Genomic DNA, 25,712 nt, shown 5'->3' on the forward strand with positions numbered 1-25,712 from the left:
GTCATGCCGCAGCGTAAGGGCGGCCTGTTCGATCGGTATCGGACAGGCCGCCCTTTCTTCTATCGACCGATCCGCCGCCTCGATCGAATTCCGGGAGCAGTGTCTACTGCCCCAGCGCACTCATCAGCCTGACGTGGCTGAGCACTTCGTCGGTCCGTGCCTGCGCGAGCGAGTCTTCGGCCGCGAGCAGCGAACGCTGCACTTCCAGCGTATCGATGAACGCCGATTCGCCGCTGTGCCACGACTGGTTGATCTGCGTATAGGCGCCGCGCGCATTCGCCACCGCGCGTTCGAGGCGCTCGGTGCGACTGTGATCGCGGGCAGTCGCCGCTACCGACGTCTCGACATCGCTGACCGCCGTCAGCACCGTCGCGCGATATGCGGCGAGCGCCTGATCCGCCTGCGCACGGCGTAACGCGACGACGCTGCGCCGCCGCCCGCCGTCGAACAGCGGTGCGCTCGCGCCGACGCCTGCCATCCACGCCAGCGACCGCGCGAGTGTGGCGCCGGAGAAGCCGTCGATCGCCGCGCCGATCACGCCGATCAGTTGCAGGTGCGGCTTCAGGTCGGCCTCGGCCACGCCGATTCGCGCATAGGCCGCGACGACGTGTGCCTCGGCGGCGCGGACGTCCGGCCGTCGGCGCAGCAGGTCGGCCGGCGTGCCGATGCCCGGCGTGGAGGCCGTCCACATCGGCCCTGGCGCGGGCGGGTCGAGCTGCGCGTAGATGTCCTGCGGCGTCGACGCGGTGATGATCGACAGCCGATGAATCGCGGTCTGCCGCTGCAGTTGCAGCGCGGGCAGTTCGGCCAGCGTCGTCTCCGTCTGCGCGGCGGCGCGGTCAACGTCGGCGACCGGCACGACACCCGCATCGAACAGACGCCGCGTCGATTCCTCGGTGCCGCGCTGGCTCAAAGCGTTAGCCTCGACCAGTGCGAGCCGCTGTTCGAGTCCGCGTACCGTCACATAGGTGCGCACGGCTTCGTCGATCGTTGCGATCCGCACGGCCGCCGCATCGCTTTGCGCGGACGCCATGTCCGCGTCGGCAGCCGAGACGCCCTGGCGGATGCGGCCGAAGATGTCGATTTCCCATGCGAGGCTCGCGTTCAGATCGAACGCGTTGCCCGTCGTCGGCGTATCGGTCGGGAACGCCTGCGACGCGGACAGCCGCTGGCGGCCAGCGCTCGCATTCAGGTCGAGGGACGGGAACCACTGCGACGCCGCGCCGATCCGCACCGCGCGTGCCGCGTCGATGCGCGCGACTGCGGCCTTCAGGTCAAGGTTGTTCGCGAGTGCGGTGTCGACCAGCCGGTCGAGAATCGGATCGTGAAAGCCGTGCCACCACGCAACGGTGTCGGCGGCCGGGCCGCTGGCCGCGAGGTCGGCATTCGCATAGGTCGCGGCCAGCGGCGGCGGCGAAACGGTGGCGACCGGGGCGCTCGTGCACGCAGTCAGGACGGCCGCCGCGGACAGCGCGGCCACGAGTCGAACGAATTTCATTGCACCACCTCCGTCGCGACGGCCGCGACAGCGGTCTTGCGCATCGCGAGCCGGCGAACCATCACATAGAAGACGGGCGTAAACAGCAGCCCGAAGAAAGTCACGCCGATCATCCCGAAGAACACGGCCGCACCGACCGCCTGGCGCATTTCCGCGCCGGCGCCCTCGGAAATCACGAGCGGCAGCACGCCGAGAATGAACGCGAGCGACGTCATCACGATCGGGCGCAGCCGCTGCACGCACGCTTCGACGACGGCCTCGACCAGTTCGATGCCGTCGGCCTCCAACTGTCGCGCGACCTCGACGATCAGGATCGCGTTCTTCGCGGCGAGCCCGACCAGCACGATGAAGCCGATCTGCGTGAGGATGTTCACGTCCTGGCCGAGTGCGCGCACGCCGAGCGATGCGGCGAGCAGGCACATCGGCACGATCAGCAGGATCGAGACGGGCAGGCTCCAGCTGCCGTACTGTGCGGCGAGCACCAGATATACGAGCAGCACGCACAGCGGGAATACGAGCAGCCCCGTGTTGCCGGCGGTGGTCTGCTGGTACGAGAGATCGGTCCATTCGAACGAGATGCCGGGCGGCAGCACCTGCTTCGCGAGCGTTTCCATCGTCTTGATCGCGAAGCCGGAGCCCAGGCCCGGCGCGGTGTCGCCGTTGATTTCGGTGGCCGGATACAGGTTGTAGCGCGGCGCGCGATCGACGCCGAGCGTGTCGTCGATGCGCGTGACGCTGCCGATCGGCACCATCTCGCCGTCGCGGTTGCGCACCTTCAGCCGCGCGAGATCGGACGCTTCGACGCGGAACGGCAGGTCGGCCTGCGCGGTCACGCGGTAGGTGCGCCCGACGATGTTGAAGTCGTTGATGTAGGTCGAGCCGAAGTACGTTTCGACCGCATCGTTGATTTCCTGGCTGGGCACGCCGAGCATCTCGGCCTTCTCGCGGTCGAGTTCGACATGCACCTGCGGGCTCGTCGCGGAGTAGGGCGTATAGACGCCGACCATGCCGGGCGTGCGGTTTGCGGCGGCCACCAGATCCTGCGTCGCCTTCGCGAGCGCGGCGGTGCCGAGGCCGTTGCGGTCTTCCAGCCGCATCGCGAAGCCGCCCGTGCTGCCGAGGCCTTGCACCGGCGGCGGCATCGCGACGACGATCGACGCTTCCGTGACGCTCGCCAGCCGTTGACGCATCTCGGCTGCAATCTTCTCGATCGTCAGGCCGTGCTTCTTGCGCTCCGGCCACGGCTTGAACACAGGGAACAGGCCGGCGCTGTTCGCCGAATTCGTACCGGTCGCCGCATTGACGCCGGAAAACACCGGCACGCGGGCGACACCGGGCACCGACAGCGCGATGTCCTCGATCTTGCGCGCGACCGCGCTCGTGCGTTCGAGCGTCGCGCCGTCAGGCATCCGCACGAGTACGACGAGGTAGCCGCGATCCTGCGCCGGAATGAAGCCCTTTGGGCTCGATACGAGCAGATAGCCGGTCGCGGCGATCAGCACGACGTACATTGCGGCCATCGCGGGGATAATCCGCACAACTTTCCGGACCAGCCTGCCATACGCGTCGGACAGGCGCTGGAACACGCGGTTGAATGCGTTCGCGAAGCGCTGCACGACACGCATCGCAGGCGCGAACAACGCGGCAACCCGCGACACGGGCGCGGCGGCATCGGGTTCGTCGGCACGCGCTTTCAGGATCATCGCCGACAGCGCGGGCGCGAGCGTCACCGACGTGAAGAACGAGATCGCGGTCGACACGGCGATCGTCACGCCGAACTGGCGGAAGAACTGGCCCGAGATGCCCGGAATGAACGAAGTCGGCACGAACACCGCGCAAAGCACGAGCGTAATCGCGAACAGCGCGCCGCCGACTTCCTTCATCGTCAACAATGTCGCGTCGCGCGGCCCTGCACCGGTCGACAAGTGCCGCTCGACGTTCTCGACCACGACGATCGCATTGTCGACGACGATCCCCACCGCGAGCACGAGGCCGAACAGCGTCAGGTTGTTGATCGAGTATCCGAGCACGGCCATCGCCGCGAACGTGCCGACGAGCGACACCGGAATCGACAGGATCGGGATGATCGACGGCCGCCAGCCCTGCAGGAACAGCAGCACGACGAACACGACGAGCACGACCGCCTCGTAGATGGTCTTGACGAGTTCGTGGATGCTGTCGCCGATGAACGCGGTCGGGTTGTAGCCGATGTTGTAGACGATGCCCTTCGGGAAATCCTGGCTCAGCTCGGCCATCTTCTTCTCGACCGCAGCCATCGTCGCGACCGCATTGGCGCCGGGCTGCTGCAGCACCTGCAGCGCGATCGTCGGGTGGCGCAGCATGTAGCTGTCGGTCGCATAGGCGAGTGCGCCCACTTCGATGCGCGCGACGTCCTTCAGCCGCACGAGCCGCCCGTCCTTGCCCTGCTTGACGACGATGTCGCTGAAATCCTCGGGGCGCTTGAGCCGCCCTTCGAAGATCAGGTTCGGCTGGAAGGCCTGGTTCGTGATAGGCGCCTGCGCGACCACGCCGCCCGCGAGCTGCGTGTTTTGCGCGCGCACCGCGGCGATCAGGTCGCTCGGGCTCAGGCCGAACGACGCGACGCGCTCGGGATCGAGCCAGATGCGCATCGAGTATTCGCGCGCGCCGAGCGGGTTGATGTCGCCGACGCCTTCGATCCGCTTGAGCACGTCCGCGACGTTGCGGATCGCGTAGTTCGATACGTACAGCGGGTCGTAACGCTGGTCGGGCGAATACAGGAAGATCGTGCCGAGCTGCGTCGGCGACGATTTGCGCACCGACACGCCGCTGCGCTGCACGGGCTCGGGCAGGCGCGGCGTCGCGAGCGCGACGCGGTTCTGCACCAGCACCTGGGCTTTGTCGACATCGGTGCCCGGCTTGAACGTCACGGTGATGTTCAGGCTGCCGTCCGACGTCGCCTGGCTGTACATGTACAGCATGTCTTCCACGCCGTTGACTTCCAGTTCGATCGGCGTCGACACCGTCTGGGATACCGTTTCCGCGGAGGCGCCCGGATAGGTCGCCTGAATCACGACAGTGGGCGGCGCGATGTCCGGATACTCGGACACCGCGAGCGAGAAATAGGCCAACGCGCCGGCGATCGTCAGCACGATCGACAGGACGATCGCGAGCACCGGCTGCTGCACGGACAGGCGGCCGAGGTTCATTGCGCGCTCCCTGTCGTAACGGTTGCAGGACCGGCGGCATCGGCCGTCGCGATCGCGCGCGGAACGACCTTGACCTTGTCGCCGGCCTGCACGCGCTGGAAGCCGTCGACGATCACGCGGTCGCCCGCATTCAGCCCCGCGTCGATCTCGCGCAGGTTGCCGTACAGGCGGCCGGGCGTCACCGGGCGGATCGCGACGACGCCGTTCGCGTCGACGAAATACAGCACGCGGCGTGTCGCGTCGGTTGCGACGGCCGAATCGGGAACGAGCAGCGCGTGATGCGCGACGCGGCTCGACAGAGACACGCGGCCGAACTGACCGGGGCTCAGGCGCCGGTCGGGATTCGCGACGCGCGCGCGCTGCCGCAACGTGCCTGTCGAGTTGTCGAGGTGGTTGTCGACGAAATCCATCGTGCCCGTCAGCGATGGCCGCGTATCGCCAGGCAGCGCGATCGCAACCTGCCGCGACGACGCGTTGCCGCCGCTTTTTTGCGCTTCGCGCGTATAGCGCAGGTAGCTTTCCTCGTCGACGTCGAAGTAGATGTCGATCGGATCCTGCGACACGATCGTCGTCAGCACGGTCGCATCGCTGTCGCCGCCTTTCACGAGATTGCCCTCGCTCACGAGCTTGCGGCTGATGCGGCCGGACATCGGTGCGACGATGCGCGTGAACGACAGGTCGAGCCGCGCGCGTTCGAGCGCGCCTTGCGCGCTCGTCACCTCGGCCTGTGCGCTTTGCACGGCCTGTCTGCGCTGGTCGTAGAGGCTCTGCGCGATGGTGTCGGTCTTGATCAGGATGCTCGCGCGCTCGAAATCCTGCCGGCTCAGCTTCAGTTGCGACTGCGCGCGTTCGAGCGCGCCCTGTGCAGCGGTGACGGCCGCCTGGTACAGGCGCGGATCGATGACGAACAGCAAGTCGCCTTTGCGGACGGTCGCGCCGTCCTGGAATGCGACCTTGTCGAGATAGCCGCTCACGCGCGGGCGCACGTCGACCGTGTCGACGGCTTCGAAGCGGCCCGTATAGACGTCGACATCGTTGACGTCGCGGGCGACGGGCGGGCTGACGATCACGCTCGGCGTCGCGGCCGGTGCGGTGTCGTCCGACTTGCAGCCGGACAACGCGAGCAGCGCGGCCAGCGGAACGGCGGCCAGTACGGCCGGTAGCGCGATGCGCTTCAATCCTGGATAGCGGTTCATGTGCGTGCGAAATATCGAGTGAGGCGCATCGCGCCGGATGGTGCGCAGTATCGTGCGCGGCGCACGGCGGATAAACAGATGAAGCGGCATAAGAACTTGTACTGCGCAGTCACGAATCGCCGCGCGGGGCGACGACGCGCGAGCCGGTCGTGCAGGATGGCGGGACAGGCGGGAAGTTCGGTGACGACGCGCGGCCCGAATGCCTGTTCAGGCGGTTCGGGCCGGCAATGCGGAGGGACGGGGCAAGCGTATGCGCGTGTCGAGATGCAGGCTCTCTTGCGCGTCGATGCGAATCAATGGCCGCGATAGATCGAGTCGCGGCCGTTGACCATCATCGCGCGGCCGGATTCGCTGGTGGAGCGGCCTTCGCTGCCGTAGCCGGTCGTCGCGGCGGCCGGTGTGGTGTGCGGCGCATCCTGCGCGACGGTGTTTTCGCGGACACGCTTTTCCGCGGCGAGGATCGCCGCCGGATACTGGTTGTGATCCATCGCCGGACGATAGCCGGCGGCGACGAGTTGCGCGAGTTCGGCCTTTACTTCCGCACGGGTTGGTTGACGGTCGGCCTGTTGCGCGAAAGCGAGGGCCGGGACGAAAAGAATCAGCGAGGAAATGGTACGAGAGCGGAACGATTTCATGACAGGAACCTGTATTGGTTGAGAGTGCCGCAGCGACCTTGGTGTCGCTGCGGTGATGCCAATATAGGGTGGGTGCCGTCGATGAAAAACGGCAGATCGACAAATTGACTTTTGATCTTATGTCATGAGTCGGGCATCAGGTTTCACATGTGCCCTGCTGGATTTGCGGGCTGTGCCTTGTCTAATCGACTGGCCGTTTGGAACCGCATCCAGGCTCATTCAATATCGTCCAGCTTTACTCCGGTGTTGTTCTTCCATGTCAGCACGGCGCAACTCGCGACTACCGCCACGACGATGAGATAGACATTGAATAGCTGCCCCTTGTCGACGGAATACAGCCATGCATTCAGATATGAGGCGGTGCCGCCGAAGAATGCGACCGCCAGTGAAATGAAAAAGCCGAAGAGACGGGTGCGGTAGCGTGTCGGCACTTGTTCCGAAATGGCCGCAGGCTTGCTCCCGGTGATAAATGCAACGAGCACGAGCCCGACCGACTGCGTGACGAGCAACGTCCACGGCTCGCTGGAAATCAGGCTCCAGAGCGGCAAGATGGTGATCGAGATGCCGAGCAGCGAGATGAGCGTCGTAACCTTGCGTCCGGTGAAATCGGAAAGGCGCCCAATGAGCGGAAGCGCGATCAGATAGATCACCTGGGCAATGCAACTCATTGTGAACGCGCGGTGCGCATCCATGTGCTTGACACTGATTGCGTAGATGGCCGCGGACGTTACCCACGTATAGTAGGTAAGCGTCGAACCGGCCTCGTACACGAACAGCTTCAAGCCTTCGCGCACGACCTTGGCCCGCGGCCACGGCTTGTGACGGGCCTGTGTCGAGGCGTCAACGCTGATGCTTTCCACCATATTGCGGCGCAGCCATAGCGCGAATATCGCGAGAAACCCGCCCGACGCGAACGGCACCCGCCATCCCCAGTCCTGCATGGCGTCCGGTGAAAGGAACGCCGTGAGCGACGCAAGAAAAAAAGTGGCAATCAGCGAGCCGGCGCCGACCGAAATGAACACGGCACTCGACCACAAACCACGCTGCGCGGGTGGAGCGATTTCGGCAACGTAGGCATAGGACGCCGTTGTTTCGCCGCCGTGCGCCGCACCCTGCACGAGGCGCGCCACCAGCAATGCGGCCGAGGCCCAGCTGCCGATTGCGTCATATGGCGGGATGATCGCGATCAGAAGGCTCGCAAACGCCATGAGGAGCATCGTACTCAGGAGTACCGAGCGGCGTCCGATGCGGTTGGCGATCGCGCCGAATACGATGCCACCCAACGGGCGGGCGAAGAAGCCTGCAGCGAATACGGCCAGCGTACCGAGCAGCGACGATGTCTTGTTCGTATTGTCGAACAGCGCGCCGGCAATATAGACCGATGCGACCGTGTAGACCGTCCAGTCGAACCATTCGAGCAAATTGCCGAGACTGGACGCGATCAGGGATCGCCGATGAGATGGAGGTTGCGACGCGGCACGTCGCGACGGCGAGGAAAGATGAGAAAGGTAAGTCATGAAGTCTCCGATTTATTGTCGCGGGACATGTTTTCGCGCCCGGTTCGCGCAGCCTGAGGGATCAGGCAATAGCGTGGTCGATGGCTTCCATCGCCGCGACGATGTCCTCGATGCCGAGCGTGCGCTCGAAATGTGCCGAATAGGGGGCTTGTAACGTGAAGCGGGCGACAGTCTCGTAGTGCTCCCGAGTGACGACGCCAGCGCCCAGGTCGCTCAAGCGGACCGGCAGGCCAATGCGCGCATAGAGGCCGATCATGTCGCGCATGAAATCGGGGGCTCGACGTTCGAGAAGGAGTTGAACGAGCAGCGCGTACGCGACCTGCAAGCCGTGTGGTGCCCGCGCCGACGTTTCGAGCCGGGACAGGCCACGCGTCATCGAATGAGCGATCGAGAGCCCCGCGCTTTCGAAGCCCAGGCCGCTCATCAGAATGACGGCTTCGACGAGCCGGTCGAATGCCGGAGCAGTGCGGCCGTGCTGGAGCTCGGCCAGCGCCGTCTCCGCGTGGGCCTGGATGATCGAAAAGCACTCGCGCGCGAGCACGTACGCCGAATAGGACGGCCTGGCGCCGAACATGTTTTTGCCGCCGCTGTGCAGGCACTGCTCTGCTTCGAAGTATTTGCTGATCGCGTCACCGATCCCGGCAAGCAGGAAATGCGTCGGCGCCTGGGCGATCAACGTGGTGTCGACCAGCACATACGTGGCGCTGCGCGGCAAGTGCCTGACCGCCGCGAGTTGATGATCGTCGTCGTACACCACATAGTTTTTGGACGTGGGGGAGTCGTTCGATGCAACGGTGGGCACGGTGATCAACGCGCAATGAGCAGCATCGACGAGCGCCTTGCCGGCGTCGAGCGTCTTGCCGCCGCCGATCGCAACAACAACGCCATAGTCGAACGATTGCGCGGCATGCTCGAGCTCGCGGACTTTGCGATCCGTGAGTTCACCGCTGAACGCCAGCCAGCGTACGTCGATTTCGTGCGCGGCGCACGAGGCCGCGATGCGCGAGCCGAACTGCTCTTTCACGAAGCTGTCGCAAAGGACAAGTGCGCGCTCCGAGCAGTCGCGAATGTATTGACCGATATCGTCAAGGAGTCCATCGCCCTGGATGTATCGGCCCGGAGAGCCAAAAATAAGTGCAGTCATGATTTCGGTGACAGGTGGAGAACGTTCGGTACGGGGTCTTGAACAGATACATCACGTCCGATGCGTCAGTGATCGGGATGAAATACGCGCGCCCGCGTCACCGGTCGATCTGCTGGCACGGGCCGCGTGTTCGGGCAGCGAGCTCGCTGAGACGTTGGGCGACAAAGACGCCGGCCTCAGGCCTGCGGATTCACGTTGGGGAGCAGGAATTCGACAAAGTGATCGAGTTGCGACGTAACCATGTGTTCGCCACGGTGAGTGCGAGCGCCACGCGCTTCGGCTTCTGTCAGAAGCCGCGTGACCGCGGGCTGCATGACCACCTCGGCGACGACCATTGCAGGCGTCAGCTTCGACGTGTCGCACGGCAGCGCGTCGTCAGGTTTTAGCCCGAGCGACGTTGCGTTGATCACGATGTCGTGATTGCCCGGCTCGTCGCTGCCGGCTTTTACCTCACAGCTCGGCACCGCCTTTCCGACGAGTGCCGCCAGGTTGTGTGCTTTTTCCGGACTGCGGTTGGCGATCGTCAGCCGTGCAATGCCCGCGCGCGCCAGTGCCAACGAAAGGGCAGTCGCAGCTCCGCCGGCGCCTAGCAGAAGCACGTGCTTGCCCGCGAGCGCGATGCCCTCGCGCAGCATGCCGGCGACAAAACCGGAACCGTCATACATTCGCCCCGTATAACTGCCGCTCGCGTTGCGGCGGACCGCGTTCACGACGCCGAGCAACGATGCGTCGCCTTCGAGCTCGTCGCACAGTTCTGCCGCCGCCTGTTTGTGCGGAATGGTGAGCACGACACCGGCCAGATTGGCGATGTGCCGCAATCCGTCCCACGCCTGCGTCAGATGCTCGGGACGCACGGCCCATGGAACCATGATCGCGTTGATGTTCTTCCTGGCGCAAAGAGCATTGAACAGGGTGGGCGTCCGGACGTGAGCGGCCGGCCACGCCATCAAGACAATTACCTGTGTTTCGCCATTGACCGTGGGCGAGGAGGGTGGAGTGGTCAGCATGCGTGTCTCCGCGTTGTTTGAAGATATATGATGCATCATGTGATGCCGATACGACAAGGTCAATTTGCGGACCGCGATTCATGACGGCCGGAATGCCACGCGTACACAGCGACGGCAGACGCCGGGGCGCGTCGATCATTGCGCCGACAAAATATATGATGCATCATGCGTGAAACGAAGGCGAGATGCCGGATCTTGCCGCGCTCGCCTCGTTCCTTTCAGGTTCCAACAGGAGACTCTATGTCGACAGCATTGCAGGAGAGCGATCAGGCGCTTTCCAGGGAGACGCTCGCGCAGTTGCGCGAGAAGGCGCAATTCGTCCGCCTCGAGACGATTCGTCTGATAGAAATCGCGAAGACGGGACACTACACGTCGGTGTTTTCCGCAGCCGAAATCTTTGCCGCGCTTTACTACGACGTCATGGCGCTGCGTGCCGGCAATCCGCAATGGAAGGATCGCGACCGGTTCACGATGGGCAAGGGGCACGCGGCCGTCGGACTTTTTCCCATTCTTGCGGACTACGGTTTCATCGACCGGGAGACGCTCGATGGCTACACCCGTCTCGGCAATCCGCTCGGCGATCATCCGGACATGACCAAGGTTCCGGGCATCGATTTCAGCTCGGGGTCGATCGGCCACGCGCTGTCGAACGGTGCCGGCATGGCCAAGGCGGCGCAGATGGCAGGCAGCCCCTTCAAGGTTTTCACGTTGCTGGGTGACGGCGAAATGCAGGAAGGGCAGGTATGGGAAGCCGCGCTGTTCGCCGCGCATCACCGCCTCTCGAACCTCATCGCGATTGTCGATCGCAACGGCTATCAACTCGACGGCAAGGTCGACGACGTCATCGGCATCGAATCGCTTGCGGAGAAGTGGCGCGCCTTCGGCTGGGAGACGCATGAAGTAGACGGCCACGATCTGACTGCCCTCGTGCCGCTGCTGCGTCGTGTGAAGGCCGACCCGGTGCGCAGCAAGCCGGTCTGCATCATCGCGAAGACGGTCAAGGGCAAGGGCGTGTCGTACATGGAAACCGAACCCGGCTGGCATCTCGGCTATCTGGCACCCGACGACGCGCAACGGGCGATCGAAGAAATCAAGAGCAAGGTGATCTAAGCATGTCTACTCCGCAAAATCCCGATTCGTGGCAGTACCGCGCGCTCAACGCGCGCAATCCCGGCCTCGACTATCTGTCCGATGCGCTCATCGATCTCGCGCGCGAAGGTCATCCCGTCGTCGCCGGCTCCGCCGATCTCCAGTATTCGAACGGCTTGAACAAGTTCGCCGGCGAATTCCCGGAGCGCTACGTGCAATTCGGCATCTCGGAGCAGAACATGGTTTCCGCCGCCGCCGGCATGGCGACCACGGGCCTCATGCCGTTCGTCGCGACCTTCGCATCGTTTCTCGGCCTGCTGTGCTGCGAGCAGATCCGCATGGATGTCGCGTACTGCAAGCTGCCGGTGCGGCTCGTGGGTCACCATACCGGCATCTCGCTCGGCTTCTACGGTACCTCGCACCATGCAACGGAAGACATCTCGACGATGCGCGCGATTGCGAACCTGACCGTCATTTCGGCCGCCGACGGCGCGCAGCTCGCCGCCGCGATCCGCGCGTCGGTCACGTGGCCCGACCCGATCTACTTCCGCATCGGACGCGGGCGGGACCCGAAAGTCTACGAGGATGGTGTCGAGTTCACGATCGGCAAAGCCATCGTTCATTCGGTCGGACGCGATGTCACCATCATCGGCTGCGGATTGCCGGTCGCCGGTGCACTCGAAGCGGCTGACAATCTGAGGGCGGAAGGAATTTCGGCGGGCGTGATCGACATGCCGACCATCAAGCCGCTCGACCGCGACGCCATTATCGCGGCGGCGCGACAGTCGAAGGTGCTCGTCACGGTCGAGGAGCACAACGTGATAGGCGGGCTGGGCGCGGCGGTGGCCGAGGTCCTGGCCGACGAGGGGCTCGGCGTGCGGCTCGTGCGGCACGGAATCTACGACGAGTACAGCCTGATCGCACCGCCGACGCATCTGTATGCGCACTACGAACTCGACGGCCCCGGGATCACCCGCGTTGCGCGAGCCGCGCTCGCGAAGGCGAGCTGACATGCCAGCCGCCCGCGAAACAGCTCAGCGTCTCGCGGGCGGCACACGGTAATCGAGGTGTTTACGGTACGCGAAGGGTGGCAGCGACGCGCTGGCTCGCGAAGCCATCTCCCGACATCGGATCTCGGGCGCCACCACTTCGCGCTAGTTCTGATAAACGGGAGTAACGATGTTGAATGACGATGGCTGGCGCGGCGCGGAGCTGCGCGATATGGATCTGTTGAGAGACGCGTGCCTGATCGGCAGCGAGTGGGTCGCAGCCGATGACGGCACGACCATTGACGTGTTCAATCCGGCAACCGGCGCGTTGCTTGGCACGGTCCCGCGGATGGGCACGGTCGAGACACGCCGGGCGATCGATGCGGCTGCGCAGGCGCTGCCGCATTGGCGTGCGAAAACGGCAAAGGAGCGCGCCGCGTTGCTGCGCCGATGGTATGAGCTGATGCTCGAACATCGCGACGACCTGGCGAAAATCATGACGCTCGAACAGGGCAAGCCGCTGAACGAGAGCCGCGGCGAAATCGACTACGCGGCGTCGTTTGTCGAGTGGTTCGCCGAAGAGGGCAAACGGGTTTATGGCGACACGATTCCGTCGCCGGCCGGCGACAAGCGAATCGTCGTACTGAAGCAACCCATCGGTGTCTGCGCGGCCATCACGCCATGGAACTTCCCGGCCGCGATGCTCACGCGAAAACTCGCACCGGCGCTGGCCGCCGGCTGTACGATGGTGCTCAAGCCCGCGAGTCAAACCCCGTTCAGCGCGTTGGCGCTGTGCGTGCTCGCCGCACGCGCCGGTATTCCGCACGGCGTGATTTCGTGCGTGACGGGCAAAGCGAATCAGATCGGTGCGGAACTCACGTCGAATCCACTCGTGCGCAAATTGTCGTTTACCGGCTCAACGGAAATCGGCAAGCAACTGCTGGCCCAGTGCGCCGCAACGGTCAAGAAGACGTCGATGGAACTGGGCGGTAACGCACCGTTCATCGTGTTCGACGATGCCGACCTCGATGCGGCAGTGCGCGGTGCGATCGCGTCGAAATATCGCAATGCCGGCCAGACCTGCGTGTGCGCCAACCGCCTGCTCGTGCAGGATGGCATTTACGACCGCTTCGTCGCGCGACTCGCGGAGGCCGTCGGCAAGCTGGTGGTCGGCAACGGCCTGGACGAACGCGTCACGATCGGGCCGCTGATCGATGCCGCTGCCGTTTCGAAGGTCGAAGAGCATGTGCAGGATGCGCTCGCGAAGGGCGCACGCGTCGTGGCCGGCGGCAAGCGCGCCGTGCAGGGTACGAATTTCTTCGAGCCGACTATCCTGGCCGACGCCACGCGCGACATGCGCATCTTTGACGAAGAGACGTTCGGCCCGGTTGCGCCGATCTTCCGGTTCACGACGGAATCGGAAGCCATCACGCTCGCAAACGATACGCCGTTCGGGCTTGCTTCGTATTTTTACGGGCGCGATATCGCGCGGGTGTGGCGTGTCGCGGAGGCGCTTGAATACGGAATGGTCGGCATCAACGACGGTATCGTGTCGACCGAAGTCGCGCCGTTCGGCGGCGTCAAGGAAAGCGGCCTCGGCAGAGAAGGATCGCGTTACGGTCTCGACGACTATCTCGAGATCAAGTACCTGTGCTTCGGCGGCATCGCCTGATCGCCGGACGTGCGGAAAAGGAAATGGCCGCCAAGGGCGGCCATCTTTGGCTGATCGGCTTCGAACGCCGTATCGAATCGGCCTAGAAGCCGGACACATATCCTCCGTCGACGGGCAGCGTCACGCCGGTCACGAAGGCCGCGGCGGGCGACGCGAGAAACACCGCCGCGCCCGCGAGATCCCCTGCTTCGCCCCAGCGACCGAGAGCGGAACGCGACACGATCTTGCGCGACAACTCTTCCGATTCCCAGAATATCCGCGTCATGTCGGTTCGGTGATAACCGGGAGCGATCGCATTCACGCGCACGCCGCGCGGCCCGTATTCATGGGCCAGCGAGCGAGTCAGACCGACCACGCCGGTCTTGCTGGCGCAGTAGGCCGGTACATCGGCGTCGGCGAGGTAGCTGAGCATCGACGCGATATTGACGATCGAGCCGCGCGACTGTTCGAGGAGCGGGCGTGCGGCCTGCGACACGCGCATGACGCTACGCAGGTTGACGTCGAGTACATCGCCGAACACATCGTCCGCGTATTCGTCGCGCGGGCGAGCGACGCCCGCCGCATTGACGAGCACGTCAAGGCGTCCGAGGCTGCCGAAGAATGCGTCGATTTCGCCATGATTGCGCACGTCCAGCGCGGCAAAACGCAGGCCGGTCAGCGACGCCTCGTTGCGTAGCGCGTCGAGCTTCGTTGCGGACGAGCCCGTGGCGATGGTATGCGCGCCGAGTCGGTGGAACGCACGCGCGATGGCAAGCCCGATGCCGCTCGTCGCGCCGGAAACGAGCACGTGCCGTCCTGCAAAAAGGTTGTCGCGAAAACTGTCGGTGTCAAAGCTCATGAAGTGAATCTCCAGTGAAAGCACGCGGCGTGCGGACCAAGGCAGTGCACGCCCTTGCATTGCATGCGGAACAAAGCGAAACGAATCAGTTGCTTGCGCCTTGCGCCCGAATCTCCGAAATCGACCGGACGGGCGGAATCGTGTACTTGTAGAAGAGGTTCGCCGGATTCGGATCGATCTTCTGGTCGACGTTGCCTTGCGTAATGATTGCCGGCGGGAAACCGGAGCCCATGGGCAGATTGTTCGCATCGATGCGCCGCGTGAACGCGTTGTGGATGAATTCGATGGCAGCCACACCGGTCTGCTCGCCGGAGTTTTCGCCGGACACGAGGATGTTGCCCTTCTTGATCTGATCGAGCTCTCCACGGTAACCGCCGGCTGCATCGGCGATGCGTATCTTCCCCTGCTTGCCCATGTTTCGTACGGCGCGCAATGCGCCGAGCCCCATGAAGTCGTTCTCGGAGAGGATGAAATTCAGCTTGCTGCCGTGCGCGGAGAGAATATCTTCCGTTGCTGCGAGGCTGCCTTCCTCGGTCCACTTGCCTACGCCCAGCGCGAGTACGTTGAACTTGATGTCCGGGGCGCTCAGCTTGCCGGTTTTCTTCAAGGTCTGGAACAGTTCGAAGCCGCGCAACATGGCGTCCTCTCGGCTTGCGCTTGTGTTGCGCTCGCGCATGCGCTGATCGACGATGCCCGCGATCAGTCCGTTGATGCGGCTTTCCGACGTCGAGTTTCCGAGCACGCCGATGACGACGGCTGCGTCGATCGGCGTGTCTTTGCCTGCCTCCTTCGCCACGTACCGGCCTACCTCGAAACCGCTTGCATAGGGGTTGCCAAGCAGTGTGGTGAGCACTCGGGCGCTCGCGTCCGGCGTGGTGCCGACGGTGACGACCGGAATGCCGGCATCGACGGCGCGATTGATGCATGCGGACACGCCCAGCGTATCGGTCGGATCGACCACAATGACGTCCATTTTGCGCGTGACGAAGTTGTCGATCTGCGCGCATTGGCGCTGCAGGTCGCCGTCGGCCACCTGCACGTCGATCGAGTAACCGTATTTCGCCGCACTCTGCCGTGCCCCCTTGATGAGCTCGACGAACCACGGATTGCCCAGCGTGATGTCGGTCCAGCCTATTTTTAGCTGGTTCGGATTGGCAGGCTGCTTCGGCCATGCCTTGCGGACCGCCGTTCGATCGGGCAGGGCTGGATCCACCACACCGGACAGTGCCGTGTTCGGCAGCAGCGTGTAGATCTTTGCCTTGGCCTGGCTGTGGACAGGGGCGGTGATGCCGAACGCCAGCACGGCGGCAACGGCGAGTGCTCTGCGAGCAACCTTCATTTCAGTCTCCTGAATAATATTGTTGGATGAAAAAAGGGAAGCGGAAGGGCCGCGTGACGGCCCGGGTGGATGGAGGAGTGGTTTAGCGTTGGCCGATGCGTTGAACCAGCACGGCAAGAACGATGATGGCGCCTTTGATGATCTGTTGCGGATAGACGGGCACGCTCAGGAGATTCATCACATTGCCGATCAGGCCCAGCACGAGCACGCCGATCACCGTGTTGAGAAGCGAGCCTTTCCCACCCGAGAGCAACGCGCCACCGATCACGCACGTCGCGATGCCGTCGAGTTCCAGGCCGATGCCGGTGATCGGCGTGCCAACACCCGTGCGTGCCGTGAAAACGATGCCGGCGACGGCGCTCAGCGCACCGGAAATCACGTAGACGCAGAACTTGTAACCGCGCTCGGAAATACCTGCCAGCCGCACGGCAGTCTCATTGCTGCCCGTGGCGACGACCATGCGTCCAAACGTGGTATAGGTCATCAGGAAGTAGAACAGCAACGCGACGACCACGCCGAGCACGACCGGCCATGGCACGTTGATCCAGGGAACGCTGCCGCTGCCGAATTCATTGAGCAATTCCGCCGCCGGCAGATCGAGCGGCAGCATCGTCGGCTGACCATTCGACATCATGTATGTGATTCCGCGTGCGATGGTCATCATGGCAAGCGTGACGATGAATGGCGCGAGCCCGAAGGCGGTCACCAGTACACCGTTGAACGCCCCGAAAAGCGCACCGAGCATCACGGCCAGCACGACCGCGATAAGGAGCCCGGACGTGCCGCCGAACGGCATCACCGGAACCAGCATGGCTACCAGCAGGCCGCCCGCTGCTGCAATCGACCCTACCGACAGGTCGATGCCGCCCGTATTGATCACGAGTAACATGCCGAGGCTGACGAACAGCAGGGGTGTCAATTGCCGTAGCAGGTTATAGAGGTTTTCCTGGCTCAGAAACGCGGGTGACATGACGCTCGATACGACGAACAGCACGATCAGCATGATCAACGCGTTATGGCGCAACAGACCGCGGAGCAGCGGAACATCGGTGCGCTGCGTTTGCATGATTCCTTCCATTACTTGACTCCCATGGCCAGCGATATCAGCGACTTTTCGTTGATGGCGGGGCCGCTGAGTTCGCCCGCAATACGGCCTGCACGCATGACGAGCACGCGGTCGCACAGGCCGATGATCTCCGGCATGTCGGAGGAGACCACGATGACGGCGACGCCGGTGCGTGCGAGATCGTTGATGACGTGATAGATCTCGATCTTGGCGCCGATATCGACGCCCCGCGTCGGCTCGTCAAGGATCAGTACCCGGCAGCCGTTCGAGAGCCACTTCATCAGCGCGACTTTCTGCTGATTGCCGCCCGAGAGCGTCGATACGTCGACCTCGGTATCGCGCGCCTTCACCCGCAGCTGTTTGATCAGTTCGCGCGTGCGCACGCGCTCGGCACGATGATCGAGAACGCAGCGCAGGCGCGCGAGCGTGTTGCGCGGTGTCATCATCGCGTTTGCGCGGATCGGCATGTTCAGGAGCACGCCTTGCTGTTTGCGGTCCTCGGGCAGCATCCCGATGCCGCTCGCGATGCCGTGGCGGGGCCGCTTCAGCTTTGCGACCGGACGGCCGTCGACCCGTATTTCGCCGCTGCTCCTGCGATCCGCACCGAAGATCGCGCGCATCGTCTCCGTTCGGCCTGCGCCGACGAGGCCGCTGAAGCCCAGCACCTCGCCCGCGCGCACGTGAAACGAGACGTCGCGCACGCGTTCGCCTGCGCAAAGGTCGCGTATTTCCAGCCGCGTATCGCCGATGCACGCGTCGCGCTTCGGAAAGAGATCCTGCAGCTCGCGGCCGACCATCAACTGAACGAGGCGGCTTTCGTCGATGTCGGCAATGCGCACCGTGCTGACGAAGGCGCCGTCCTTGAGCACGGTGGCGCTGTCGCACAGCCGGAAGATTTCTTCCAGCCGGTGCGAGATGTAAATGACGCATACGCCATCGCGCTTGAGCCGCTCGAGCAGGGCGAACAGACGCGTCGTTTCGCGCGCGGTGAGCACGGCCGTCGGTTCGTCGAATACGAGGACACGCGACGTGCGCGAGAGCGCCTTGCAGATCTCGACGATCTGCTGCTCGGCGACCGACAGCGTTGATACGGGCCGCGACACGTCCAACTCACCGAAGCCGAGCGCATCCAGTTGTTCGCGGGCGCGCGCCTTCAGTTTCGACCAGCGGATGATCGACGTTCCCGCGCCGAGGTCGTGCAGAAAAATGTTCTCCGCGACGGACAAATGCTTTGCGAGCGAGAACTCCTGATGAATGACGGAGATTCCGTGCGCCTGCGCGGCGTGCGGGCTGTCGATCGGAAGGTGGCGACCGTCCAGCAGGATCTCGCCTTCGTCAGGCGTGTGCGCACCCGCCAGTATTTTCATGAGCGTCGATTTGCCCGCACCGTTTTCGCCCATCAGCGCGTGCACCTGACCGCCGTGCGCTTCCAGGCTGACGTTGCGTAGTGCCTGGACGCCGCCGAAGTGCTTGCTGATGTTGCGCATGATCAAATGGTTGCTCATCGTCTCCTCTTTAATCCTGTTTGCCTTGGGCGGTGCTCATCACTGCCCCTAAGTGAACGCGTGTCATCTCGCGACGATTTAAGATGGATGATGCATCATATATTCAAGATGGCCTGACTTAGATGGGTATTTCCCCTAGGCGCTGCGAAGCCATACGGACACGGTCGCTGTTGTTCAATTGAGATGCATCATATATCATTGATCGGCGGGCTGTAGCGATGTGCAATGCAGCGATGTGTAGTGCAAAAGAAGTCGCGCCCGTTCAATCGACCAGAAGCAGACACTGGAGACACCCTTGACATACGACTACATCGTGATCGGAGGCGGTTCGGCAGGCAGCGCCGTCACCGGCCGACTGATCGAAGCGGGCGCAAGCGTCCTGTTGCTGGAGGCGGGGCCGCGCGACAGGAATCCGCTCGTGCATATCCCCGCCGGTTTCACGCGACTGCTCTCGACGGATCTGCTGTATCACTACGAAACCGAGCCGCAGACCGGGCTCGACTCCCGGCCGCGCATCGTGCCGCAAGGCCGTGTGCTGGGCGGTGGCAGTTCCGTGAACGCGCTCATCTATATCCGGGGGCAACAGGAGGACTACGACGAATGGGCTCGCCTGGGCAACTCTGGATGGTCTTACGACGAGGTGTTGCCGTATTTCAAGCGCGCGGAGGACAACGAGCGACTCGACGATCGCTATCACGGCGTCGGCGGGCCGCTTGGCGTGTCGGATCTCTCGCAACGCTGCGAATTGTCGACGGCGTTCGTGCGCGCCGCGCAGCAAGCCGGCATTCCTTTCACGCACGATTTCAACGGCGCGCGGCAGAATGGCGTCGGCTTCAATCAGATCACGACACGCGACAAGAGGCGTTGCAGCGCAGCCGTAGCTTATCTGCGCAACGCCGAGGCGAGCGGGCGTTTGACGATCCGTACCGGTGTGCGCGTGGACCGCATCTTGATCGAGGCGGGTCGCGCGATCGGTGTGGAATACGTCAGCAACGGCCAGGTCGTACGCGAGAAGGGCTGTAAGGAGGTGATCCTGTCGGCAGGAGCCGTGCAGTCGCCGCGCCTGCTGTTGCTTTCCGGAATCGGCGCGACGGAGGAACTCGCTCGGCATGGCATCGAGGCCGTGCAGGATCTGCCGGGTGTCGGTGCGAACCTCCAGGACCATATCGAGTTTCCGGCGGTGTCCTACTGTACGGGTAACTACGGTTACTACGGCCAGGACAGCTTCACCAACACGCTGAAGAACGGGCTGCAATATTTGCTGTTCAAGAGCGGACCCGTCACATCGAACGTGACCGAAGCCTGCGCGTTCGTCAACGTCGACGCGCCGCAAGAGCGTCCCAATATCCAGATGCACTTCGTGCCGATCGTGTTTCTCGACCTTGATCAGGATCACGTGAAGTCGGCAGGCGCGACAATCAATCCTTGCGTGCTTCGTCCGCAAAGCCGTGGCGAGATTCGTCTGCGCAGCGCGGATCCGGGCGCCGCGCTGTGGATCGACCCGAAATACTTCCAGCATGCCGAGGATCGACGCGTCGCTGTAGCCGGCCTGAAAAAGGCGCGCGAGATTCTCGCGCAACCGGCTCTGCGCACCTATACGAGCGAGGAGGCGCTGCCGGGCGCGGGCGTCGCAACCGACGCCGCGCTGATGGACTACATTCGCAAGCGCGCGAAAACCGTCTATCACCCGGTCGGCACGTGCAGGATGGGCGTGGACGGGCACGCAGTGGTGGATCCCGAATTGCGCGTGCGCGGCATCGATGGATTGCGCGTGATCGATGCATCGATCATGCCGAATCTCGTGTCGGGCAATACGAACGCCGCTTCCATCATGATCGGCGAGAAGGGCGCGGACTACGTGCTCGGCAAGGCGGCCCTGAGCGGCGCAGCACTTGACGCGGTGGTGTAGCGATGCTGGAAGATAGCGTGACGATCGGCACGAACAACACGACGGACACGATGGGCGCCTGGACCTGGCAGATTGCCGGCGCGCCTTCCGCGCTCGCATGGCGGCGTGCGGCGAGACCGGTGCCGGGCCCCGGAGAAGTGCTCGTGCGCAACCGCGCCGCGGGTCTGAATCCCGTTGACTGGAAATTCATCGAATGGGGCTCGCCGGCATGGCGGCCGGACCACATACCAGGGGTTGACGGGGCGGGAGAGGTGGTCTCGGTAGGCGCGGGCATCCAACAGGAATGGCTCGGCGTGCGCGTGGCTTACCATCAGTCGCTCACGCGCGACGGCAGTTTCGCGGAGTACACCGCAGTGCCGGCGCGCGCACTGTTGCGTTTGCCGCCGGGCCTCGGTTTTGCCGAGGCGGCGGCGTTGCCGTGCCCCATGCTGACGGCGTGGCAAGCCATGCAGAAAGTGCCGCACCGGGCCGGCCTCGAGACACTGGTAACGGGTGCCGGCGGAGCGGTCGGCACGCTGTTGGTCCAGCTCGCAGTACGGGCACGCTGGCGAGTGTCGGTGATGTGCAACTCACGTCATTTCGAGCGCATGGCGCGTCTTGGCGCTTCGACGTGTCTGTTGCCGGACATCGGAAGCAGCGCCTTTTCATCACATCGGCCGTTCGACGTCGTGTTTGACACGGTGAGCGGCCAGCATGCCGCCCGACTTGCGCGTTTCGTCGCCGTGAACGGCCATCTCGTCTGCATCCAGGACCGTCTGGAGACATCCCCGGTCGCGCCGTTTACGACGGCCATCTCGTTGCATGAAGTGGCCCTGAATGCGCTGCACGCACACGGCTCGGCCGCGCATTGGCGCACGCTGGTCGATGCGGGAGAGCGTCTGCTCACTGACGTGCTGTATCGCGCACTGGCGCCGCTGCCGATCGAGCCGATGCCGCTGTCGCGCTTGCCAGAAGCATTGGAATCGTTGAAAGCCCATACCGGGCACGGCCGGCCCGTCGCCGTAGTCGACTGAGCCCGCCGCCGGGTTATCGGCATCGGCACCGTCTGTTGCGGCGATGGAGCGTGATGTATCATGCATGAAAACATTTTTCGTCCCGTTATCAGAATGAAGCCACTCGCCCGTGTCGAAAAGAGCAATCTCTCGTCACGCATCTACGAAGAGATCCGCTCCCGATTAATGAACGGTCAGTACGCGCCTGGCGACCGACTGCGTATCAACGACCTTGCCGAAAAGCTCGGCACGAGCATCACGCCGGTGCGCGAAGCGATTTTCCGCCTGGTCAGTGAACAGGCCCTGGAAATGACTGCGGCAACCTCGATCGTGGTGCCGGTGCTCGACGCCGATACCGTTGCGGAGATTCAGCTCATGCGGCGCCTTCTCGAGGGTGCGGCGGCCGAACAGGCGGCGCAGCGCATTACCCCAAAGGAAATCCGTCATCTGAGCCTGACGCACGACGAGTTCATTGAGGCCGTTGCCGCGAGCCCTTCAGAGGCTGCGGAGCGCAATCGCGACTTCCATTTCGAATTGATGGCGGCAGCCAGGATGCCCACGCTCAGCGCCACCGTGGAAACCATGTGGGTCCGGATGGGGCCGCTGCTGCACACGTTTCATTCGCATCTGCCACGGCGCGAGATATCGAATCGTTCGCACCCTCACTATCGCGTGCTGGCCGCGCTGCGCAAGGGTGATCCAGAAGGGGCATCGCGAGCGATCCAGGAAGATATCGAATGGGGCCAGCGCGTGCTGCTCGAATGGATGGCCGAGCGGGAGCATGGCGAAGTCGCCGCTACGTAAGTAGCCGATCACCCGATCCGATTGCGATGCTACCCACGCGGGTAGCACATGCATGCGGCGGCGCATCGCCGCCGCCTATCCTTACTGCTTCGTCACGCGATGCTGAATCCGCCGTCGATCGGAAGGACGACTCCCGTGATGTAGTCCGCATCGGCCGAGCAAAGGAATTTCACGCCCCTGGCGACATCCGAAGGCTGCCCCCAGCGCCCGAGCGGCAGACGTGCGCGAATCGAACCGCTGCGCTCGGGGTTGTTCAGCGCTCCGGCAGACAGTCGCGTTTCGATCCAGCCGGGCGCCACTGCATTGACGCGCACCCCGCGATCCGCGAACGCAGCGGCGTGCGCGCGCGTCAAGCCAACGAGGCCGGCCTTGCTTGCCGTATAGGCAGGATTGCGGGCCGAGCCGAAAAAACTCCACATCGATGCGATATTGACGACGCAGCCGCGCACCGCGGACAGCTTGTCGAGCGCGACTTCGGTCGTGAGCTGGCAGGCGTTCAGATTGACGTCGACCACTTTTCGAAAGCCCGCTGAATCGAATTCCGCGCGGTCGTGGAGGATGATTCCGGCGGCGTTGACGAGCACGTGAATCTGCGCAAGATCGCCGAATGCGTCGCGAACTTCAGCGGCTGACGTCACGTCGACTCGCCGGAACGCGATCGCCGGATCGAGATCCTCGTCGGCGTCCTTTCCGACGGACACGGGGCGCAGGCCCGCACGCAAGAATTCTTCGGCGATCGCGCGACCGATGCCGGTGCCGCCCCCCGTTACTACAGCAACTTTCGTCATGGACTTTCCTCCTGTGGAAATAAAATATATGATGCATCATATGCTGGTATGCGGATGGGCACAAGCGTCCGGGTCGATCGTGGCAGTGGAGGAGGAAAGCTACGGGCATTTCTCGATGCGATGCAGCAGATGCAGCAGATGCGGTGACGATGACGGCAAGGCTGAATCCCCTTTTTAAATTCAACAATTGGAGACTCGAATGACCAATGCGAAGCGGTTTTACATTGCGGGCAAATGGCAAGCGCCTGAGTCGAGCGCGCAGATCGAAGTGGAAAACCCGGCTGACGAGTCGATTATCGAGACGATTGCCGCTGCTTCCGCGTCGGACGTCGGTCGCGCGGTAGCGGCTGCAAAAGCTGCGTTCGGCGAATTTTCACGGACCACCGTCGAACAGCGGGAGCGATGGCTCGTCAAACTGCTGGCGATCTACAATCGGCGCTACGACGAGATGGCGCGCGTGATCTCGCGCGAGATGGGTGCGCCGATCGATTTCGCTATAGCGGCACAGGCCCGCACCGGGCAAGGGCACATTGAGGCCGGGATCCATGCGCTGCGTACGTTTCGCTTCCAGCACGCAGTCTCCGGCGGGACGGTGGTTCGCGAACCCATTGGCGTGTGCGCATTGATTACGCCGTGGAACTGGCCCATCAACCAGATCGCGTGCAAGGTGGTGCCCGCCCTCGCAACCGGGTGCACGATGGTGCTCAAGCCGAGCGAGGTCACCCCGCTGAGCGCGCTGCTGTGGGCCGAAATGATCGATGAACTCGATTTGCCGCCTGGCGCGTTCAACATGATCAACGGCGACGGTGCGACTGCGGGCGCGGCGCTTGTGGCACACCCTGACATCGACATGATTTCGTTTACGGGTTCGACCCGCGCGGGCAGCGCGATCGGCGCGGTGGGTGCGCAAATGATCAAACGGGTAACCCAGGAACTGGGCGGCAAATCGCCGAACATCATTCTCGAAGGCGCTGATCTGCGCCCGGCCGTGGAGAGAGGCGTGCGTCATTGCATGGCGAATAGCGGACAGTCCTGCAACGCACCGACACGCATGCTCGTGCCCGAGAACGAATACGCGGCGGCTGTCGAAATCGCTCGTGAGGTGACCAACGGCATTCAGGTCGGACGTCCCGAGCAGCACGGCAGCCATATCGGCCCTGTTGCGTCGCACGTTCAGTTCGAAAAGGTCCGTGCGCTCATCCGGGCGGGGATCGATGAGGGCGCCACGCTCGTCGCCGGCGGTCCGGATGCGCCGGCGGGTCTCGAGCGCGGCTACTATGTCAAACCGACGGTGTTCGCGGATGTGCATAGCGATATGCGTATCGCGCGCGAGGAGATCTTCGGCCCCGTTTTGACGATGATCCCGTACCGGAGTCTCGACGAAGCGGTCTCCATCGCGAATGACACGCCGTACGGACTTGCGGCATATCTGCAGGGCGATGCGGAATTGGCACGGTCCGTCGCAAGCGAGCTGCGTGCCGGTATGGTGAGCCTCAACGGCGCCGATCAGTCTTTCGATGCACCGTTTGGCGGCTACAAGCAGTCGGGGAACGGGCGCGAGTGGGGAGCGTTCGGTTTCGAGGATTACCTGGAAACGAAGGTCATTAACGCGGCCGGATGACATGAATGCCGAGTCTATGCTCGTGAACGTGTGAGGACCAGATTCAATCAGCCTGGCTCCATCGAGATTCGTGGAACGCTTGAACGATATCGATGATGCCAGGCATCCGCATGCGGAGATGCCCGCGCATATCCGGACAGTCAGATCGATGATTCCAGCTGGATTTGAGCAGCTCTAGAATGGGTCCGGAAAGCTCAAGCGGCAGCAGCCCCATCTTAGTGACCAAAAGACGCCGTGCTTCACCTTTTTCGAATGCGTGACGCCGCCCAGAGCTCTCACTGGTTCCCCCTTCACTTTGCACTGGACGACCGCAATCGGAGCTTCCCGCTCATCCTTGTATAGGGTGGCAGTTGATACTGCCAACTGACGCTTCCGAGCACGCAGATAGGCTAGCACCCGAAGAAAGGCAAACACCGTTGCCGGGGCCGATGCAAAGTAGAACGAATGACAGTGTCGGCCTATGACATGCCGGGTGCCAAGAGTGACAGGGGGCCGTTGTTGTCTCACACCTGCCGTTACGCTGTAATCGGCTTGTGCATAGGCAACGGTTCGATCTGCGGTGGTCGTGCGGTGCAGAACGGCGACCGGTTGAATCCAGCGTCGTTCAGAGTCGTTCGCGTCGCCCCAGAACCGCCATTCGCGGACGCGTGGCAATCCTGACGCCGGGATGAACGCGCCAGCGAGATAGAGGAACCTTATCACTGTGCTCCGATTGCCCGCTCAAACTCGGGTGTCGCACGAGGCGCAACCGGGAATGCCGGCGCTCGAGGGAATTGACACTGGTCTTCGCGGCGCCGCGGCCAGTGACAATTTTTATTCGCGACGTGCAACCTCATGAATTTCCGAGGGTTTTGCATCGTTCGGTCAACGATGACCGGCGAAGGTGACATCTTTACTTCGCAAACGATGACAAGT

General features: G+C 63.4%; 19 protein-coding genes. 7 read left to right on the plus strand and 12 right to left on the minus strand.

The window, feature by feature from the left end:
* Positions 1–103 precede the first annotated feature (103 nt).
* The 7 genes from LMA02_RS19995 to LMA02_RS20025 form a co-directional block, all read right to left on the minus strand.
* Positions 104–1,498 (minus strand): efflux transporter outer membrane subunit, encoded by a 1,395-nt coding sequence (locus LMA02_RS19995; RefSeq protein ID WP_228909503.1) that lies wholly within the window; start codon positions 1,496–1,498, stop codon positions 104–106.
* The gene (locus tag LMA02_RS20000) at positions 1,495–4,686 is read right to left on the minus strand and encodes an efflux RND transporter permease subunit (RefSeq protein WP_228909504.1); all 3,192 of its coding nucleotides are present in this window, start codon (positions 4,684–4,686) and stop codon (positions 1,495–1,497) included. The genes LMA02_RS19995 and LMA02_RS20000 overlap by 4 nt, the downstream gene beginning before the upstream one ends.
* Positions 4,683–5,882: an efflux RND transporter periplasmic adaptor subunit gene (locus LMA02_RS20005; RefSeq protein WP_228909505.1), complete on the minus strand. Its 1,200-nt coding sequence runs from the start codon at positions 5,880–5,882 to the stop codon at positions 4,683–4,685. The genes LMA02_RS20000 and LMA02_RS20005 overlap by 4 nt, the downstream gene beginning before the upstream one ends.
* Before the next feature lie 293 nt (positions 5,883–6,175).
* Entirely contained in the window at positions 6,176–6,517 is a 342-nt protein-coding gene (locus LMA02_RS20010; protein WP_228909506.1) for a DUF4148 domain-containing protein, read from the minus strand.
* Between the two features lie 215 nt (positions 6,518–6,732).
* Positions 6,733–8,034: an MFS transporter gene (locus LMA02_RS20015; protein ID WP_228909507.1), complete on the minus strand. Its 1,302-nt coding sequence runs from the start codon at positions 8,032–8,034 to the stop codon at positions 6,733–6,735.
* Positions 8,035–8,095: 61 nt separating this feature from the next.
* Positions 8,096–9,178, minus strand: coding sequence for a glycerol dehydrogenase (locus LMA02_RS20020; protein ID WP_228909508.1), 1,083 nt, complete (start codon positions 9,176–9,178; stop codon positions 8,096–8,098).
* Positions 9,179–9,354: 176 nt separating this feature from the next.
* Entirely contained in the window at positions 9,355–10,185 is an 831-nt protein-coding gene (locus LMA02_RS20025) for a shikimate dehydrogenase family protein (protein ID WP_228909509.1), read from the minus strand.
* 240 nt (positions 10,186–10,425) lie between these two features.
* Here LMA02_RS20025 and LMA02_RS20030 point away from each other — a divergent pair, with 240 nt between their 5' ends.
* The 3 genes from LMA02_RS20030 to gabD all read left to right on the plus strand — a co-directional run bounded on the left by LMA02_RS20030 (position 10,426) and on the right by gabD (position 13,935).
* A complete protein-coding gene (locus tag LMA02_RS20030) occupies positions 10,426–11,295 on the plus strand; it encodes a transketolase (protein ID WP_124494243.1) in 870 nt (289 codons plus the stop codon).
* Positions 11,296–11,297: 2 nt separating this feature from the next.
* Positions 11,298–12,284: a transketolase family protein gene (locus tag LMA02_RS20035; protein ID WP_228909510.1), complete on the plus strand. Its 987-nt coding sequence runs from the start codon at positions 11,298–11,300 to the stop codon at positions 12,282–12,284.
* Positions 12,285–12,453: 169 nt separating this feature from the next.
* Positions 12,454–13,935, plus strand: coding sequence for an NADP-dependent succinate-semialdehyde dehydrogenase (gene gabD / locus LMA02_RS20040; RefSeq protein WP_228909511.1), 1,482 nt, complete (start codon positions 12,454–12,456; stop codon positions 13,933–13,935).
* 82 nt (positions 13,936–14,017) lie between these two features.
* Here gabD and LMA02_RS20045 read toward each other — a convergent pair whose 3' ends face one another.
* The 4 genes from LMA02_RS20045 to LMA02_RS20060 all read right to left on the minus strand — a co-directional run bounded on the left by LMA02_RS20045 (position 14,018) and on the right by LMA02_RS20060 (position 18,683).
* Complete coding sequence (locus tag LMA02_RS20045) at positions 14,018–14,773, minus strand: SDR family NAD(P)-dependent oxidoreductase (protein ID WP_059474815.1); 756 nt, start codon at positions 14,771–14,773, stop codon at positions 14,018–14,020.
* Positions 14,774–14,858: 85 nt separating this feature from the next.
* Positions 14,859–16,112, minus strand: coding sequence for a sugar ABC transporter substrate-binding protein (locus LMA02_RS20050; protein ID WP_228909512.1), 1,254 nt, complete (start codon positions 16,110–16,112; stop codon positions 14,859–14,861).
* An 82-nt stretch (positions 16,113–16,194) separates the two neighbouring features.
* On the minus strand, positions 16,195–17,190 hold the full coding sequence (locus LMA02_RS20055) for an ABC transporter permease (RefSeq protein WP_228909513.1): 996 nt from the start codon (positions 17,188–17,190) through the stop codon (positions 16,195–16,197).
* On the minus strand, positions 17,190–18,683 hold the full coding sequence (locus LMA02_RS20060; protein WP_228909514.1) for a sugar ABC transporter ATP-binding protein: 1,494 nt from the start codon (positions 18,681–18,683) through the stop codon (positions 17,190–17,192). Before LMA02_RS20060 ends, LMA02_RS20055 begins: the two co-directional genes overlap by 1 nt.
* 295 nt (positions 18,684–18,978) lie before the next feature.
* Between LMA02_RS20060 and LMA02_RS20065 the strand changes: the two genes are divergently transcribed.
* The 3 genes from LMA02_RS20065 to LMA02_RS20075 are packed head-to-tail and all read left to right on the plus strand — an operon-like array spanning position 18,979 to position 22,388.
* Entirely contained in the window at positions 18,979–20,592 is a 1,614-nt protein-coding gene (locus LMA02_RS20065) for a GMC family oxidoreductase (protein WP_228909515.1), read from the plus strand.
* A gap of 2 nt (positions 20,593–20,594) precedes the next feature.
* Positions 20,595–21,605 carry a zinc-binding dehydrogenase gene (locus LMA02_RS20070; RefSeq protein ID WP_228909516.1) on the plus strand — a complete coding sequence of 337 codons (1,011 nt, stop codon included), beginning with the start codon at positions 20,595–20,597 and terminating at the stop codon, positions 21,603–21,605.
* A gap of 60 nt (positions 21,606–21,665) precedes the next feature.
* Positions 21,666–22,388, plus strand: coding sequence for a GntR family transcriptional regulator (locus tag LMA02_RS20075; protein ID WP_012366404.1), 723 nt, complete (start codon positions 21,666–21,668; stop codon positions 22,386–22,388).
* Between the two features lie 92 nt (positions 22,389–22,480).
* Here the strand turns inward: LMA02_RS20075 and LMA02_RS20080 are convergent, their stop codons facing one another.
* Positions 22,481–23,176, minus strand: a complete 696-nt coding sequence (locus LMA02_RS20080) for an SDR family NAD(P)-dependent oxidoreductase (protein ID WP_012366403.1) — start codon at positions 23,174–23,176, stop codon at positions 22,481–22,483.
* 199 nt (positions 23,177–23,375) lie between these two features.
* Between LMA02_RS20080 and LMA02_RS20085 the strand changes: the two genes are divergently transcribed.
* Positions 23,376–24,797 carry an aldehyde dehydrogenase family protein gene (locus LMA02_RS20085; protein WP_228909517.1) on the plus strand — a complete coding sequence of 474 codons (1,422 nt, stop codon included), beginning with the start codon at positions 23,376–23,378 and terminating at the stop codon, positions 24,795–24,797.
* The last annotated feature ends 915 nt before the right edge of the window (positions 24,798–25,712 follow it).

It is taken from the genome of Burkholderia sp. B21-005 (assembly GCF_020843965.1).
GTDB lineage: Bacteria > Pseudomonadota > Gammaproteobacteria > Burkholderiales > Burkholderiaceae > Burkholderia > Burkholderia ambifaria.

Bases quoted from the DNA above. Each gene is read 5' to 3' on its own strand.
- LMA02_RS19995 (WP_228909503.1), bottom strand. From the start codon at position 1,498: ATGAAATTCGTTCGACTCGTGGCCGCGCTGTCCGCGGCGGCCGTCCTG.
- LMA02_RS20000 (WP_228909504.1), bottom strand. From the start codon at position 4,686: ATGAACCTCGGCCGCCTGTCCGTGCAGCAGCCGGTGCTCGCGATCGTC.
- LMA02_RS20005 (WP_228909505.1), bottom strand. From the start codon at position 5,882: ATGAACCGCTATCCAGGATTGAAGCGCATCGCGCTACCGGCCGTACTG.
- LMA02_RS20010 (WP_228909506.1), bottom strand. From the start codon at position 6,517: ATGAAATCGTTCCGCTCTCGTACCATTTCCTCGCTGATTCTTTTCGTC.
- LMA02_RS20015 (WP_228909507.1), bottom strand. From the start codon at position 8,034: ATGACTTACCTTTCTCATCTTTCCTCGCCGTCGCGACGTGCCGCGTCG.
- LMA02_RS20020 (WP_228909508.1), bottom strand. From the start codon at position 9,178: ATGACTGCACTTATTTTTGGCTCTCCGGGCCGATACATCCAGGGCGAT.
- LMA02_RS20025 (WP_228909509.1), bottom strand. From the start codon at position 10,185: ATGCTGACCACTCCACCCTCCTCGCCCACGGTCAATGGCGAAACACAG.
- LMA02_RS20030 (WP_124494243.1), top strand. From the start codon at position 10,426: ATGTCGACAGCATTGCAGGAGAGCGATCAGGCGCTTTCCAGGGAGACG.
- LMA02_RS20035 (WP_228909510.1), top strand. From the start codon at position 11,298: ATGTCTACTCCGCAAAATCCCGATTCGTGGCAGTACCGCGCGCTCAAC.
- gabD (WP_228909511.1), top strand. From the start codon at position 12,454: ATGTTGAATGACGATGGCTGGCGCGGCGCGGAGCTGCGCGATATGGAT.
- LMA02_RS20045 (WP_059474815.1), bottom strand. From the start codon at position 14,773: ATGAGCTTTGACACCGACAGTTTTCGCGACAACCTTTTTGCAGGACGG.
- LMA02_RS20050 (WP_228909512.1), bottom strand. From the start codon at position 16,112: ATGAAGGTTGCTCGCAGAGCACTCGCCGTTGCCGCCGTGCTGGCGTTC.
- LMA02_RS20055 (WP_228909513.1), bottom strand. From the start codon at position 17,190: ATGGAAGGAATCATGCAAACGCAGCGCACCGATGTTCCGCTGCTCCGC.
- LMA02_RS20060 (WP_228909514.1), bottom strand. From the start codon at position 18,683: ATGAGCAACCATTTGATCATGCGCAACATCAGCAAGCACTTCGGCGGC.
- LMA02_RS20070 (WP_228909516.1), top strand. From the start codon at position 20,595: ATGCTGGAAGATAGCGTGACGATCGGCACGAACAACACGACGGACACG.
- LMA02_RS20075 (WP_012366404.1), top strand. From the start codon at position 21,666: ATGCATGAAAACATTTTTCGTCCCGTTATCAGAATGAAGCCACTCGCC.
- LMA02_RS20080 (WP_012366403.1), bottom strand. From the start codon at position 23,176: ATGACGAAAGTTGCTGTAGTAACGGGGGGCGGCACCGGCATCGGTCGC.
- LMA02_RS20085 (WP_228909517.1), top strand. From the start codon at position 23,376: ATGACCAATGCGAAGCGGTTTTACATTGCGGGCAAATGGCAAGCGCCT.